The following is a 15,920-nucleotide window of genomic DNA, read 5'->3' on the forward strand; positions in this document are numbered from 1 at the left end:
GGTTGGTGTGACCGTACGTCAGGTCCACCTTCGCTGCTACGAGGTGCGTTCGAACTCGTCAGTGACCGATGAGAGGGCACCGCCCGTATTGAACAGGAACCTACTGAGGAGAATCCATGTGGGTATCCCGAGAGCGATAAGGACGAGCGTACTGACAAGTGGCGAAAGTGGTGGGAGGAGTCCCCGATAGAACCACACGATCGCGAACGTCAGAGCGATGCGAAGCATCGGCTTCACAGCGATATTCACTGTTCGCCCTCCCCGCTTCCGTCGGCCGCAAGAGCCGGCTCTGCATCGAAGTTCTCGATACTAAACCGTTCGTCGACAGCTTGCTTCATACTTTCCACACCAGCGCCGCGGTCGAATTCGTCGACGTGGATACACGCAGCCTTGTGGCCGCCCGTCGCACCACCGACGTCGTCAAGCGTCGGGTCGACCGTGGTGCACTCTTCGGTTGCGTCGGGACAACGTGGATTAAACGAACATCCCGATGGCGGATCGAGTGGCGACGGAACCTCTCCTTCGAGAACCTCGCGTTGCCGAGCAAGTTCTGGGACCGGTTGTGGAATCGCTTGCAGTAGCGCCCGGGTGTAGGGGTGCTGGGGATTCGTGAAGAGTTCGTCAGCATCCGCGATTTCGACGATTTCACCCAGATACATGACTGCCACCCGGTCACAGGCGTGTCGAATCACACTGAGGTCGTGTGCGATGAACAACAGCGTCAGGTCGAACTCGTCCTGAAGGTCTGTCAGCAGATTGAGTATCTGTGCCTGGATAGACACGTCCAGAGCCGAGACAGGTTCGTCAGCGACGATGAACTCAGGGTCAACTGCGAGCGCACGGGCGATGCCGACGCGCTGGCGTTGCCCACCGGAGAACTCGTGTGGGTACCGGTTCGAATACTGTGGCGGTAACCCGACGGTCTCCATGAGTTCGTTGACCCGGGCGTCGCGCTCGCCCTTGTACAGGCCGTGAATCTCCATCGGTTGTTTGATGATTTGACCGACTGTCTTGCGTCGGTTGAGACTCGATGCAGGGTCTTGGAAGACGATTTGGACCTGCTTACGCATCTCTTTCATCTCGCTCTCCGAGAGCGACGTGAGGTCCGTGCCATCGTATTTGACCGTCCCAGACGTCGGTTCGTCCAGTCGAAGCACGGATCGGGCGGTCGTGGATTTCCCACTGCCAGACTCGCCCACGAGACCGAGGGTCTCACCTTTCGCAATCTCGAAGTCGACACCGTTGACGGCCTTCACCGTTTCGTCGGCACCGAACAAGCGGTCGATGAACCCATCGTTCTGTGTGAAGTGCTTGTGGAGACCGGAAACCGAGAGGAGTGGATCTGTGTTACTCATGGGATTCACCTCCATCGGAGGTGGCTGTCATCTGTAGTCGACCACGGCCTGTCTGTTCTTCCTCGACGACCGTTTCAGAACCGTATCCCTTTGCGCGAATGCACGCAGCCTCGCGGCCGGGTTCGACTTCTCGCAGTTCGGGGTCGACCTTGCGACACTCTTCGGTCGCATGTGGGCACCGCGGATGGAACGAGCAACCGGAGGGAAGGTTGACGAGGTTCGGGACGTCACCTTCGACAGGCGTCAGTCGGTCAGTATCGTCGGTCAGACGTGGAATCGACCGCATGAGGCCGCGCGTGTACGGATGTCGTGGATTCTCGAAGAGGTCGTCGACACCTGCACGTTCGACGATGCGTCCACCGTACGCAACTGCAACACGGTCACACGTCCCGGCAACGACACCGAGGTCGTGCGTTATGAGGATGATACTCATCCCATACTTTTCCTGCAGCTTATCGAGGACATTGAAGATCTGCGTCTCGATAGTCACGTCGAGCGCTGTCGTTGGTTCGTCGGCGATGAGGACGTCGGGCTCACAGGAGATTGCCATGGCGAGCAGTGCTCGTTGACGCATTCCACCACTGAACTGGTGAGGATAGTTGTCAATGCGGGAGGTTGGCTCAGGAATACCGACGTCTTCCATGAGCTCGATTGTTCGCGCTTTGGCTTCTTCGTCCGAAACGTCTTGATGCGTTCGGATGACGCGAGATATCTGGTCACCGACGGTAAAGACGGGGTTCAGACTCGTCATCGGGTCCTGGAACATCATCGCGATATCGTTGCCGCGAATGGAGCGCATCTCCGATTCGCTTTTTTCGAGGAGGTCTTCCCCACGGTAGCGGATGGTTCCGTCGACGATTTGTCCTGGACTGTCGACGAGTTGCATCATCGACAGTGCCGTCACGCTCTTGCCACTCCCACTTTCGCCGACGATACCGAGGGTCTCTCCCTCATAGAGGTCGAATGACGACCCATCGACAGCTTTGACCGTGCCTTCGTCAGTGTAGAACTGCGTGACGAGGTCACGAATTTCGAGTACAGGTTCGCTTGTGCTCATTTTTCTGCCTCCTTGGAGTACCGTGGGTCAAGCGCATCGCGCAGCCCATCGCCGAGTAAGTTGAACCCGAGGATGGTGAGGACAATGACGAGACCGGGGAACACCGAGTACCACCACTCGCCACTGTACAGGTAGCCACGCGCATTCGACAACATCAGACCAAGGCTCGAATTTGGTGGCTGGATTCCGAGTCCGAGGAACGACAGTGCTGCACTTGCTAGCACCGCCGTACCCATGTAGAGCGTCCCTTGGACGACGACCGTCGGCAACGTGTTCACGGCAATATCTTTCACCAAGATGTGCTTGTCACTCGCACCGAGTGATTTCGCGGCGTCGACGTAGTCTTCTTCCATCTCTTTGAGGACAGACCCACGCATGACACGCGCGAAACTAGGGATGTAGACGACCCCAATGACGATGATGACTTTGAGGATGTTCGGGAGCACGAACGAACCGTACTCCGTGTCTCCGACCCCGAGGACCCCGAGCACGGCAATGGCGAGGATGAGACTCGGGAACGAAAAGAGGACGTCCATGAAGCGCATGATGATCTCGTCGATCCACGAGTTACGGTAGTAGCCCGCAATTGCGCCAGCACTCACACCGATTCCCATCGCGAACAGGACGACACCAAGTGAGACGGTCATCAATGTCCGCATGCCGTAAATAATCCGAGAGAGGATATCGCGACCGTGGTGGTCGGTGCCGAGGTAGGCCGTCATCGTGCCGATTTCCTCACCGGCGTTGTTCTCGACGATCATCTCGGTCCCCATCGGCATCGGGTTGTGCTCACCTTCCGGTGCTTGGAACTGAGTCGTCGGGTCCTGCGGTGCGATGAACGGTGCAAACACTGCAGTCAACAGCATCGTGAGGATAATTGCACTCCCCACAAGCGAGAGGGTGTTCTGGCGGAACTCCTTCCAGAACATCTCGAACTGAGAGTGATGCTTGTTGGGTGCCTGTGCGCTTGGGACCGTCTCGGTTGAAGATTGATCTTTCGTTGCCATGTCAGTTCCCACCTTCGTGTCTGATTCTCGGGTCGAGGTAGGCGTACAGGACGTCCACCGCGAGGTTCGCAAACACGAACACCGACGAGATGAACAGGATTAACGCCTGGATGATTCGGTAGTCACGTCTGTCGATTGCCAGAATCAGTAGCTTTCCGACGCCGGGAAGGTTGAATACCGTCTCGGTCAAGATTGCGCCGTTCATCAGTTGGCCGAGGCCGACACCGATTACGGTCACGACAGGAATGAGCGCATTCTTCGAGGCATCTTTGAGGACGACCTCGCGAGTGCTAATTCCCATCGCACGGGCGGTTTTGATGTAATCTTGGCCGAGTGTGTCCAGCATCTCCGAACGCATCATCCGTGCGATGAGTGCCGAGTACGCTGTCCCCAGCGTGATGACAGGGAGGAACAACTGCTGGAGGTTCGCAACCGGGTCGACCCACGGTGGTGTCCACCCACCAGTCGCCCACGGGAACGAAAACTGCACTGCGAAGATCATAATCAGGATGATGCCGAGCCAAAAGTCCGGAATCGAGATGCCGGACAGGGCCGCAACCCGTGCAGCATGATCTGCTGGTTTGTCCTTCCTGATTGCACTGATGATTCCCGCCGGGATGGCGATGAGGATTGCAGTGATCATACTGAGAATGGACAGTTCCACCGTCAGCGGAACGCGCTCCATGATGATGTCCGTCACAGGGGCGCCTTGCTTGACGGTCCATGAGACGCCGAAATCGCCCTGCAGGGCGTCGACAATCCAGAGGCCGTACTGCATGTACAGCGGCTGGTTGAGGCCCATCTCACGGCGAATCTGTCTGACTAGCTCTTCGTTACTGAGCGGGCCGAGCATCACTCGGACGGGACCCCCCGGTGCTAAGTGCACCAATGCGAAGACGACCAGACTGACCCCGAGGAGCACCGGAATACTCAGCAGCAGGCGCTTGAGGACGAATCTGTTCATACTCATGACTGGGACACTCCCACAGCAGCGGAGGGGGCGGACACCAGTCTCAATCTACAGCACATGGAATCTTCACTCGCCCTTCGAGATGAATTGGTAGTTGTCTTCGAACGTACCCACCTCGTAGTCGTTGATGCTGTTGCGCCACGCCTCCAGTTTGTTCACGTAGGCGATGTCGATCTGGATACCGTGTTCGACGAGGTACTCTTCGAGCTCCCAGACGATTTCTTTCTGCTTCTGTTCGTCCGTTGCTGCCTGTGCTTCGCGAAGCTTCGAGACGTACCACTCGTGGCCGTTCGAGAAGTCGCCCTCAGCGTCTTCCGGCGCTGCTGGGCCGCTCGGAGCGTAAATGTCTTCGAGGTCCTCGGAGGGGTGGTGCCAGTTGTTGTGGTTGTGGTTGTTATCGGCGTATCCGGCGTCGAGCCACGACGTGGCAATCGGAATCGACTGCGACCAGTCTTCCATCGCGGCGTGCCACGTACTCGTACCGTAGACTTCGTTGAGAAGGGTGGACTTGTCGACGGCGGTGACGCTGGCTTCGATACCGATTTTCGAAAGCTGGTTCTGGATGACGACAGCTTCGTCTTTGAACCACGACCCCTTCGTCGCGATGATGTCCATCTCGAAGCCATCGGGGTTGCCCGCGAGCTCGAGTTCCTTCTTTGCTTTCTCTGGGTCGTACATGTCCATCTCCTTGAGCTTGGGAGAGGTCCACTCGCTGTCTGGGTACCACGGCCCAGATTGGACTGCGCCTTCTCCGTAGAAGATTTCGTCGAGAATCTCCTGCCGGTCGATGCCGAAGAGGACGGCTCGACGATTGTGACGGTTGCTCATCGGGTTGCCCTCAGCTTCCATCATGTTCACGTACAGAACTTGGGTGAGGTTACCTGGGGCAGATTCTGTAGTGATGTCGGGCTGGTCGCCGAGACTCTCGAAGTCCTTCGGTGGAACCTTGTTGGTCAGGTGGAGCTTCCCAGACCGGAGATTTGCGAGTCGCGTCGAATCCTCGCCGATGAAGTTGAATTTGATTTCGTCGACTGCCGGCGCACCGTCTTTCCAATAGTTCTCGTTCTTCTCGAGGAGGACGTGGCTGCCACTCTTCCACTCGACGAACTTGAACGGACCAGTCCCTGCGCCGCTTGGGTCTTTCGTGAGGTCGGTTGCGAGACCGCTCGGGCCCTTGCCTTCTGCTGTATCACCGCGCGAGCCCTTCGGGACGATTGCCTCCAGACTGCGAGTAAGCCACCAGTTGAGCGTCCCGAACGGCTTCGAGAGGTTCAATCGAAGCGTCCGGTCGCCGACGATTTCCGTGCTCTCGACGAACGGCATCCGGCTCTTGACCGGGGAGTTGTTCTCGGGGTTCAGAATCCAGTCGACGGAGTACTTGAAGTCCTCGACTGTCACCTCGTCGCCGTTGTGGAACGTGATTCCCTCGCGAAGCGTGTATTCGAACGCTTTGCCCCCGTCGATCGGGTCTGGGACTTCGGTTGCGAGTCCCGCCTGGAGCTCCGAATCGGGCGTCAGTTCGATGACTTCGTCGTAGATGAGTCCACCAATCGTGCTCGTTGCAGTGTCCGTCCAGAGTGCAGGGTCGAAGTTCCACGCCTCTGCTGCGATTGCAACGTTGACTCTGACACGCTCGTCTGAACTCGCCGCAGTCTCACCGTCACTGCTCGAAGAGGAGTCTGAGCCACCACCCATACAGCCTGCAAGTGACGCTCCGCCAATCGCGCTTGCCGCTGCCATAAATTGCCGCCTGTCCAAATTAATCTCGGTGAGGTTGTCGTCTGACATGGTTATGTTAGATCGTTCGTACCTTCTACTGGAATGGTACGTATGCTATCTCAGAACATGGAATACCCTTATTTATAACTTTGGTAAGCGCCCTCACAATTGCGATAAACTCACAGGAGTGTGTATCGTTGTTTTTGTTGTGCTACCGCATCCCGAACAGTTTTATCGGGCGATTTCAATCTCGGGGCATGGCGTATGCCAGTTCGCTCTCGCTGAGAGAGTTACGACGAGACATCCATGCCCATCCTGAGTCCGGGTGGAAGGAGTTCCGAACCACTGCCCTCATCGCTGCTGCACTTGACGACCGAGGGTTCACCCTTCATCTCGGCGACGACGCCGTCGTCCGAGAAGAACGACTTGGGGTCCCAAGTGACGACGTGGTGGAAGCCGCCATCGACCGTGCACGTGAGGAAGGCGCACCGGAAGCATATCTAGACCAGATGGATGGCGTCACCGGTCTGGTTGCAGAGAAGACGTTCGGTGACGAATCTGGCCCGACCGTCGGTGTACGCGTCGACATGGATGCACTCGAGCGGAGCGAGTCGACGGACGAGGCCCACCGGCCCGCAGAGATGGGCTTCGGGAGTACCCACCCGTCCGAGATGCATGCATGCGGACACGACGGCCACACCGCGATTGGGCTCGGAATCGCTCGTGAACTCGACGACAGTGGTGGGTTCGACGGGACGCTGAAACTCTTCTTCCAGCCTGCTGAGGAAGGAGGTCGCGGTGGGAAACCGATGAGCGGGACGACCCACCTCGACGATATCGAGTATTTCATGGCACTTCACCTTGGCCTCGGGAATCCGACCGGGACCGTCATCGGTGCGTACGAAAACCCACTTTCGAACGCAAAGCTCGACGTGACGTTCGAGGGCGAACCGAGTCACGCTGGTAACGCTCCCAACGAAGGTCGAAATGCGCTTCAGGCGGCGGCGACTGCGATTCAGAACCTCTACGCAATACCGCGTCACGCTGACGGTGCGACTCGTATCAACGTCGGGAAGGTCGAGTCAGCTAATCCACAAAACATCGTCGCAGAAGAGGCCCGGATGCGTGTTGAGGTACGCGGCAGTAGCGCCGAATTGAACGAGTACATGCTCGAGAAAGCCCGACGCGTGCTCACGCATGCTGCCGGTATGCACGATGTCTCGTTCGAGACGTCACTGTATGGGAAGACCACAACGTTCAGCGCAGACGACGAGATGGTCGATACGGTCGCCGACGTTGCAACATCGCTCGACACTGTCTCGGAGGTAGTCCCGCGAATGGATATCGGGGGGAGTGAGGATGCATCGTATCTCATCCAACAGGTACAGGAAAACGGCGGGAACGCAACGTACGTCGGTATCGGTGCGAGCAACGAGTTTGGCCATCATACTGCGCGCTTCGACATCGACGAGGACGCACTCGCGATCGGTGTCGACGTGGTCAGTCAGACGATTCGCGCACTGTAAACCTTGGAAACACCCCGGTTGCACTGGGTGTTCGAGGTGCCACGAAATCGACACCTCGGACTGCTGAACGGAACTGGGTGGCCGTAGAAACTGCCACCATACCCAAAGGTTATTAATAATTATTTCTGAATTCACCAGAACATGCAGGTTGACCAGCAGCGACTCCGTGAGGACATCGAAACCAACGCCCAGTTTGGCAATATCGACGCGTCGGAGGGAATCGGCCGTACTGTGTTGACTGGGAGTGAGGCAGACCGAAAGGCCCGTGAGTACTTCGTCGAGCAACTGAACGCTGCTGGCCTAGACGTGCGGGTCGACGCGGTTGGAAACATCGCCGGTCGATGGGTCCCCGAGACGGCCGACCCCAGTGCAGCACCAGTTGCGGCTGGGAGTCATCTGGACTCTGTCCCCACCGGCGGTATCTTCGATGGGCCGCTAGGTGTCTATGCGGCACTCGAAGCCGTTCGAACCCTCCAAGAAGCCGATATCGAACTCACCCGACCAATCGAGGTCGTCTCGTTTACCGAGGAAGAAGGTGCACGATTCTCACACGGGTTGCTCGGTTCGTCTGTCACGACGGGACAGCGTGAGACTGAAGAAGCACTCTCACTCCGCGACAGCGAGGGAACTTCACTCGAAGAGCACCTTCGTGCAATCGACTTCCTGGGCTCAGACACGATTGCAGCTGAATCATGGGACTCGTGGGTCGAACTCCACATCGAGCAGGGAACGGTTTTAGAGGACGCAGGGGCAGCCATCGGCATCGTCGATGCGATTACCGGAATCACCACCTGCTCGGCTGAAGTTGTCGGCGAGGCGAACCACGCCGGTGCCACGCCGATGGACGAGCGGAGCGATGCGCTGGTTGCAGCAAGTGAATTCGTCCTCGACTTCCGCCATGCGGCCGAAGCAGTCGTTGACGCCGAAAGTTCGACTGCTGTGGGCACGATTGGACAGTTATCAGTGGCTCCGAATGCCCGAAACATCGTCCCCGGTGCTGTCGAACTGCAGATGGACATTCGAGACGTCGACTACCAGGCCATGAACACGATCGCCGAGCGTGCCGAACAGAGCCTGACACGACTTGAGACTGCACAGCCAGTCGAGACCACGTTCGACCGCTATCGTGACCAGCAACCGAGCCATATGAGCGACGACTGCGTCGAAGCCGCGATACAAACTGCGACCGAGGCGGGAATCGAATTCAAGCGGATGCATTCTGCGGCGATGCACGATACTGCAAACGTCGCCTCGGTCACCAACACCGTGTTGCTGTTCGCGCCGTCTCGTGATGGAATTTCGCACAACCCGCGAGAATGGACGGACTGGGCCGATTGCGCAACCGCGACGACTGTGCTTGCCGGAACACTCGCACGCCTCGCACAAGCGTAGACCTCGCTGCCAGCGGCTATCTCGTCTGTCGTTTTCCGCCCTTGAGAGGGATGTTTTGATATGTGACATCCCGAACTCTGGCATCTCAAAAAGCCGATTTCGAACGATTCTGGGCCACTGCTATGGTCTTAGCCGGGAGCGGCATTGATTTCGAAATGACTGGATTCACGCTGCGTGGCCTCTACAAGCGGACTTCGATTTCACATTCCCCGTAGCACTCGTGTTGTGGGTCGAACGCCAGTCATTGTCACTAAATACAGCGGTCGGTTGTCGACAGTACACCGGGTTCCACGTTGGTGGGTACCTGTTCTCCTTCGATAGGCCGGTTTAATCGATTCCATAGATGTGACACTGTATGCGTTCGTGTGGGTACATCTACATTCACGGTGTGTACGCAGAGTTGTCGGGACTGACCCGGATAATTCGTTGGTATCTGGCGTTCTTCGCGTCGTAGCGCTCGGTGTCTCGATGAGCGACGGTCTCCGGTGTACTACTGTTGAGTGCTAGTACAGACGTTTATACAGTATATAGTGTGATTACGACCTAGTTGCAATATATCCGGAAAACCTAAACCGGATGGTACTAGTTGACATGCTATGACCGAAAGCCCAAACACGGACGCCCCATCTCGAACCTTGAGCACGGTCGATATGTCGGTCAACGTCATCCGGGCACTCGAAGAGTTGAACGGGGCGCGTGCTGCCGATCTCGTAGAGCATCTCGATATCTCGAAAAGTACGGTGTACAACCATCTTGCAACACTCAGCAAGAACAACCTCGTCGTGAAAGAAGATGACACGTATCACCTCAGTCTCCAATTTCTCCTCCTCGGGGAGTACGTTCGTAACCAACAGCTCCTGTACCAGGTCGGCAAAGAAGAGGTCGAATCTCTCGCTGAGAAGACGGGCGAATATGCACATCTCTCGACTGAACAACACGGCCTCAGAATCAGTCTGTTCAAAGTGCGTGGTGAACAGGCAGTTGGGGGTGAATACCAGCGGTCGAAGACACAACGGCCGGACAATCTGCACACGTCGTCGACTGGCAAAGCCATCCTCGCATATCTCCCTCGCAGCAGAGTCGAAGAGATCATCGACCGTCACGGGTTACCCAAGAAGACGGATGCATCGATAACCGACCGTGAGGAACTGTTCGATGAACTCGATACCATTCGCGACCGCGGCTTCGCCTGTAACGACGAAGAAGAGATCGAGGGACTCCGTGCCGTGGGTGCACCGATTCGGGACCGAAACGGGACTGTACTCGGTGCGCTGAGTGTCTCCGCCCCCACTAGCCGAATGAAAGGTGACCAGTTCCACGACGTGATTCCCGGGATGGTCACGAGCACGGCTAACGTCATCGAGGTGAATATGAATATGGCCGTGCGGAGTTCGAATCTGACCCGGTGACTGATCACCAGCCGTCTCGCTTCAGTACCCATGACATCTGTAATCTTGTAATGGGCTTCACAGAAATTCGAGGAGGAAGCCGACATTCTCATCTTCATCTCAGAACGGCGTTTCCGTTACATCAATACACATGTAATTTCAATCGGATAAGTAGTTACTCGACGAACTCTCTTGAAGCTCGTAATGAACGCAAGGCGGAAACCCGCGACTTTAGGCGCGGGAGGAAGCCGACAACCCGTTACACAATCCACGTGTGTAGGCAGGCCGACTCCCCCCTCACGCCAATCCGTGCTATTATAAATACAAGCGTCTACATATGAAATACAGATGGTGGGCGATTTAAGCACTCGAACCGTGCCCATCAAACTCGATGTGGACGAGAGTGCCGCTGACCTCCTCCACCAGACAACCGACCACTTTCTCGACGCCGCCAACTACGTCGTAGACGTCGCGTGGGAACCAGACTGGAAACTTACCAGCAAACAAAAACTCCACAACCTGACCTACTACGATGTTCGAGACGACTCCCCGCTTCCGGCGAACCTCGTGCAAGCCGCACGAAACCGCGCCGCAGAAGCAGTCGATGGTGTCGTCGCACGATGGAAACAAGGCAAGAAAGCCTCGAAGCCACACTTCACGTCACGGTTCGCTAGCTACGACGCTCGAACCGTCACCGTCAACGACGACCACGCCACACTCGCTACGATTGACGGGCGAGTCACCGCAAAGTTCGTCCTGCCCGACGAACAGCGTGACACGCCCCATTCAGCGTACCTGTTCAACGACGACTACAAGGTAAAAGGAGCAACGCTCCACTACGATGATGTTGAGGACTGTTTCTACCTTCATGTGCGGACAAAGCCCGCCGTGGAGAACGATGATGCCGGACAAGGCGATGCCAAGCACGTCTCCGTCCTTGGTGTTGACCTCGGCATCACAAACATCGCAACCATCTCAACCGGACGTTTCTGGAGCGGTAGCGAACTCAACCACTGGCACCGAGAGTACGAGAAGCGCCGAGGTTCGCTGCAACAAACCGGGACTCGGTGGGCGCACGAAAACGTCCAACGAGTTGGTCGAAAGCAAACCGGACGCTTCGAGCAGATGCTCCACACCGTCTCGAACGAACTCGTAGAGGAAGCCCTTGAGAACGAGTGTACGCATATCGTGTTCGAGCAACTCAAAGGCATCCGCGAACGCCTACCGCACGCAAAAGCGGTTCACAAGTGGGCATTCCACCGCTTGTTCGAATACGTCACGTACAAGGCCGAGTCGGAAGGACTTGTGGTGAAGCAGATTAATCCAGCGTACACGAGTCAACGTTGCTCAAAGTGTGGGTTCACCCACGAGGATAATAGGCCGACTCAGAATGGTCAGGATGTGTTCGGTTGTCTGAAGTGCGGGTACGATGTTCACGCGGATTACAACGCGGCGAAGAATATCGGCCTGAAGTATCTCCGCGACCAGCAAAAGTCTGGGCGTGGAGGCGCACCCGTAGGCGTGCGCTTGAACAGCGGGATGTTGAACGTGAACGGCGAGTATTCGTCTACTGTGTTACACAGTTAGAACGGGAGTCCATGCTGAATGCCACGCCCTTCAGGGCGTGGTCGCTTACTCGAAGCAATTGACGCTGCCCACGGCTTGTCGGTTACTTTGCGGACTTCGCCGCACTGCTCGAAGAAGACGCCCACGCGTCGACGGTACGTACCCGCGGTTCCCACCAGGATATGCGCACCGTCTCTCCGTTTTTGAACGGCTATATGACATAATTTAAAGATAGTTGGTATTCATACATCTTGTAACTCAGATGACGCTCTGTAAATAGGACTGAGATTTAAATATTGGCTATAGACTAATTTCATGTACTCAATTGTGGTGTTCTTCTGTCTAAATTAGTTGCTTTTCCCGAATATAGTGGAAATATATGGTTTATCCAAATTATGGGGGGTTTGGGGCTGCTTGATGAATACAGGTTGCACTGTGAGCCGCTTAGACTTGGGTTTTTAGTGGCTAAAGCAGTCGATGGTGAGTATAACTACCTACTCTGAAGAGAGTAACTTATTATAGGATTTCTGGTTGTTTGGCTAATTGGTAATTTATTGTATGTTTATAGAATACGTAGATACTCGACCACTGTCTGCACAATGTCTATCCTTCGAGTAGGCAAGCTCTCTTTCAAAATGGGCGACTTCTCCCACGGCTAACGAAGCGCTTTCGCGATATGTTGAGCTGCTTTCGAGATTAGTGAATCGGTCTTTGTCTGAAGCTGGAATCGACCAGTCGAACCGCTCCATGGTGTATCGACCATATGCTCGTTATACCTCGCACCACGGAGCGTTCAGGCCAAACACAAACAGAAAAGTCGTGAGTCAGTCCGCCACTGCCGGCGACGGATTAGCGCAAGCACGACGAAGAGTGCGCCAACGAACGTGAGGGTCGACAGGGTGCTTGATTCACGCTACGGAAGCCGTCACATCTGGTCTCACAACGGATTCAACTCTGGGTGGAATATCGTGTAACCGGAAATTCAGATATACTTATGATTTTGCCAGTACTCCCAGTAGCTAGCTATTCATGAGTATTGGTAACACACAAAAACGAACACTCTCACGTCGAGACGTGCTCCGAAAGAGTAGTGCTACAGCGCTTCTGCTTGGGCTCGGACTGACAGGCATGTCAGGGCCAGCTGTGGCAACGAGCAAGCCAGAACTGGTTGAGGCGATTGCAACCGAGTCCGGTCTCTCAAAGGCCGATGCCAAGAGAGCAGTAGACTCCCTCCTTTCTACGACGACGAAGGCACTCATAGCAGGGAAGAGTGTCACCGTGGTCAGTTTTGGGATGTTCAGCATCTCGAAGCGATCTGCACGGACGGGACGAAACGATTCCACAACCCGTTCGTCGTTTAGCTTCGAACCGTGCCCAAAGTTTGCGACTGCCCTCGACCTCACTCCAGGGGTGGGTGACGAGCATCGGAATCCGTCCAGTTACCGGTGTCACGACGGTGATGTCGTGGTCGACGCAGAGCAACTGGCACGTGAACACGAGAGACGTGACGCTGACAGCGGGCTCTCGAAAGCTGACGCGAAGCGAGCGCTCGATGCATTCGTCACTGCAACGGCCAACGCGCTGGTCACCGGCGATACTGTTTCCTTGGGCGAGTTTGGGTCGTTCAGTATCTCGAAGCGGTCTGCGCGGACGGGTCGGAATCCACAGACCGGGAAAGAAATCAAGATTCCAGCCAAGAACGAGGTCAAATTCAAGGCTGGTGCTGAGCTCTCGAAATCGGTCAACTAATTGGGATTATAATCCCGTCGAGACACTTCTGCAGAAGAGAGGGCCGTTCAGGAGCTAACGGGTTGCTTATTCGTGGCCGCTGACCGGTGCGAGGAGCAACTTCTTGTTTTCGGCCGCGACGTCCGACCAACTCACACTTCCTTTCTCGACGATTTTCTCAGGGGCCAACGCGGGGTCGCTCAGCACCGTTCCGGCCGTGAATTCGGGTGGTCGTGCGCGCTCGCCACCGGGTGCTTCACCGACCGGGTTTGCACCAGGCCCGGTTGCCGAACCAACGACGATGCGGCCGACCATCCCGAAGAGTTCGTGGGGGGCACACGTGATGTCGTGGACTCCTTCAGTCTCGAACGTGTAGTACCAGGCGTCGCCTGCAGTGAGCACCGGCGACGAGTACGGTGGCGTCTCTTCTGGAACGCGCTGGCGGTAGCCGAAACGAGGGTGGTACGCGTTGATATTGTGGTGTGGTGTTGCAACGTTGAACTTCACCGTGTCACCAGGTTCGATGTGGAGGCCCGTGGGCTCGAAGAAGAACTCCGGAATCTCCACGTTTTCGCGTGGCTGGATGTTCAACTGGATGGTATGGTCGGGTTCGACTGGTGGCTCGTTTCCTCCTTGAGCTTCTGCTGCAGTCTGAACGTACCCAAATCGCGGATCGACGTTCTCTGAATCTGCGGTTACCTCAAATGAAGCCCTCCAGTTCGTCGGTGCAAAACTTGGTGAATTCTGCTTCGGGGATGACATCGACAAACTCGACCTCGGTGATCAGCGGCTGACGTTCTTCGGGGCAACGATTGAGCGCGTGGTCTGGAAAAACCTCACGGTGCGGGCTGGAGTCGTCGATTTCCGGGCAGTCTCGGTCACGGATTCGGCGCGGCTTCAATACGTCACCTTCGATTGCGAGACTGAACTCCGGGGAGCCACTTTCGAAGGGAGCGCCAATTTTCATGATTCCGAGTTTCGGGATGACTTCATGTCTCCGCTTGTGAATTTTCGCACGGGCGCATCCTTCAGAAAGGCGAGCTTCGACGGAGCGCGTACCAACTTCTCCGGGTCAACGTTCGGCGGGAAAGCCGACTTCAGTGAAGCGGAAGGGTCGCCAAACCCCGCACGGTCTCGATATGCCTGTCACGGAGGGGAGGATGTCACACTAGTTGCAGGTATCGAACGAGGCCCCCATTGGGACGAGTGGCAATCCAGCAGCTGTGAGAATCTCTTTTTGCTGTGACATACTTCGAAGGAGAATCGGAACGCCACCGTCCCAGTCTTCACTCCTAATCTTTTGCTCGAATTCTTCACTAATACCCATTCTATTCATCCCTTCGCCATCGACTACAAACTGTAACCACGACCTGAGTTTTACTGGTCGCGAGTCTCGATCTAAATTGTTGAGTGCTTGCCTCAACACGTCAATTCCCAAGTCATTTAGATAGGTCATGAGAACTGGCATATCGTACTCGCCGACGTACGTGAATTCGAACCCTTGACTGTTGTCGATATGTTTGGCAGATAACAATGGTTCTGTCTCTACTACAGTTCTGTCACTCGACAGTTTTGTAACGTGACGAAGCTCTATTAATTCTAATAGCGGGACAGCAGGGGAGACATCTTTAGTTGCCGTGAAAATGAATCGCTGTTCAGAATCTTGAATTCCTTCCGTGACAGCTATTTGGTCTTCATCCAGCGAAACCTGGTCTCTGATATGTGTTATAAAACTTGATTGGAATTGCTCGGTCAACCTCGGTCCGAGGCCAGGTCGGATTTTGTCTGGCTCTAGTTCTGTCGATTCTTCAATCGATTTCCGGAATTCAGAAATGTCTGGTGATCCCCATACGAGGACCACATATGTCGCTGGAGAATTGTCGTACTTTTCTTGATAAATTTTGACGTCTTCATCGGGCGGATCTTCCAAGTTTAACGAGTTTAATACGTTTTCACGGCTCAAATCACCGGGTAGCCGCATAGTTATCGCTTCAACGCTGATTGTGATTGCACTTTGCGCGTCGTCCAGTTCACATCGTGAACTCCCTCCCCCGAGGTCAGGCAGGTTTGAGCTTTGACTTGAGCCTGAGCCTCCACCGGATGTAGCGCCTCCTGAGCATCCTGAAATGGCTGCCATTCCAATTACACTTGCCAATAGCTTCCTTCTTCCTAACATATCAACGTAGAGAACATGATGCGTTATGTACTTTTT

At 55.6% G+C, this 15,920-nt stretch carries 13 protein-coding genes; 5 read left to right on the forward strand and 8 right to left on the reverse strand.

Annotated features, from left to right (window positions below; all coding sequences use genetic code 11):
- Positions 1–245: 245 nt before the first annotated feature.
- The 5 genes from GJR98_RS05340 to GJR98_RS05360 form a co-directional block, all read right to left on the reverse strand.
- Positions 246–1,355: an ABC transporter ATP-binding protein gene (locus tag GJR98_RS05340; protein ID WP_151136187.1), complete on the reverse strand. Its 1,110-nt coding sequence runs from the start codon at positions 1,353–1,355 to the stop codon at positions 246–248.
- Positions 1,348–2,412 carry an ABC transporter ATP-binding protein gene (locus tag GJR98_RS05345; protein ID WP_151136189.1) on the reverse strand — a complete coding sequence of 355 codons (1,065 nt, stop codon included), beginning with the start codon at positions 2,410–2,412 and terminating at the stop codon, positions 1,348–1,350. Before GJR98_RS05345 ends, GJR98_RS05340 begins: the two co-directional genes overlap by 8 nt.
- Positions 2,409–3,419, reverse strand: coding sequence for an ABC transporter permease (locus tag GJR98_RS05350; RefSeq protein WP_151136191.1), 1,011 nt, complete (start codon positions 3,417–3,419; stop codon positions 2,409–2,411). The genes GJR98_RS05345 and GJR98_RS05350 overlap by 4 nt, the downstream gene beginning before the upstream one ends.
- Position 3,420: 1 nt before the next feature.
- Positions 3,421–4,383: an ABC transporter permease gene (locus GJR98_RS05355; RefSeq protein ID WP_151139388.1), complete on the reverse strand. Its 963-nt coding sequence runs from the start codon at positions 4,381–4,383 to the stop codon at positions 3,421–3,423.
- Between the two features lie 72 nt (positions 4,384–4,455).
- Positions 4,456–6,177, reverse strand: a complete 1,722-nt coding sequence (locus tag GJR98_RS05360; RefSeq protein ID WP_151136193.1) for an ABC transporter substrate-binding protein — start codon at positions 6,175–6,177, stop codon at positions 4,456–4,458.
- A 188-nt stretch (positions 6,178–6,365) separates the two neighbouring features.
- On the opposite strand from GJR98_RS05360, the gene GJR98_RS05365 reads away from it, so the two are divergent.
- The 5 genes from GJR98_RS05365 to GJR98_RS17930 all read left to right on the forward strand — a co-directional run bounded on the left by GJR98_RS05365 (position 6,366) and on the right by GJR98_RS17930 (position 13,729).
- Positions 6,366–7,634: an amidohydrolase gene (locus GJR98_RS05365; protein WP_151136195.1), complete on the forward strand. Its 1,269-nt coding sequence runs from the start codon at positions 6,366–6,368 to the stop codon at positions 7,632–7,634.
- Positions 7,635–7,775: 141 nt separating this feature from the next.
- Positions 7,776–9,026, forward strand: coding sequence for a M20 family metallo-hydrolase (locus tag GJR98_RS05370; protein ID WP_151136197.1), 1,251 nt, complete (start codon positions 7,776–7,778; stop codon positions 9,024–9,026).
- A 596-nt stretch (positions 9,027–9,622) separates the two neighbouring features.
- Positions 9,623–10,435 (forward strand): IclR family transcriptional regulator, encoded by an 813-nt coding sequence (locus tag GJR98_RS05375; protein ID WP_151136199.1) that lies wholly within the window; start codon positions 9,623–9,625, stop codon positions 10,433–10,435.
- 327 nt (positions 10,436–10,762) lie between these two features.
- The gene (locus tag GJR98_RS05380) at positions 10,763–12,001 is read left to right on the forward strand and encodes an RNA-guided endonuclease InsQ/TnpB family protein (protein WP_151136201.1); all 1,239 of its coding nucleotides are present in this window, start codon (positions 10,763–10,765) and stop codon (positions 11,999–12,001) included.
- Positions 12,002–13,009: 1,008 nt separating this feature from the next.
- Positions 13,010–13,729: an HU family DNA-binding protein gene (locus GJR98_RS17930; protein WP_151136203.1), complete on the forward strand. Its 720-nt coding sequence runs from the start codon at positions 13,010–13,012 to the stop codon at positions 13,727–13,729.
- 66 nt (positions 13,730–13,795) lie between these two features.
- Here the strand turns inward: GJR98_RS17930 and GJR98_RS05390 are convergent, their stop codons facing one another.
- The 3 genes from GJR98_RS05390 to GJR98_RS05395 form a co-directional block, all read right to left on the reverse strand.
- Positions 13,796–14,299, reverse strand: coding sequence for a cupredoxin domain-containing protein (locus GJR98_RS05390; protein WP_225316367.1), 504 nt, complete (start codon positions 14,297–14,299; stop codon positions 13,796–13,798).
- Positions 14,300–14,408: 109 nt separating this feature from the next.
- Positions 14,409–14,675, reverse strand: coding sequence for a hypothetical protein (locus GJR98_RS17445; protein WP_191965495.1), 267 nt, complete (start codon positions 14,673–14,675; stop codon positions 14,409–14,411).
- Positions 14,676–14,876: 201 nt separating this feature from the next.
- A complete protein-coding gene (locus GJR98_RS05395) occupies positions 14,877–15,884 on the reverse strand; it encodes a hypothetical protein (RefSeq protein WP_151136208.1) in 1,008 nt (335 codons plus the stop codon).
- Positions 15,885–15,920 lie beyond the last annotated feature (36 nt).

This window comes from Haloferax marinisediminis, from assembly GCF_009674585.1.
GTDB classification, from domain to species: Archaea; Halobacteriota; Halobacteria; order Halobacteriales; family Haloferacaceae; genus Haloferax; species Haloferax marinisediminis.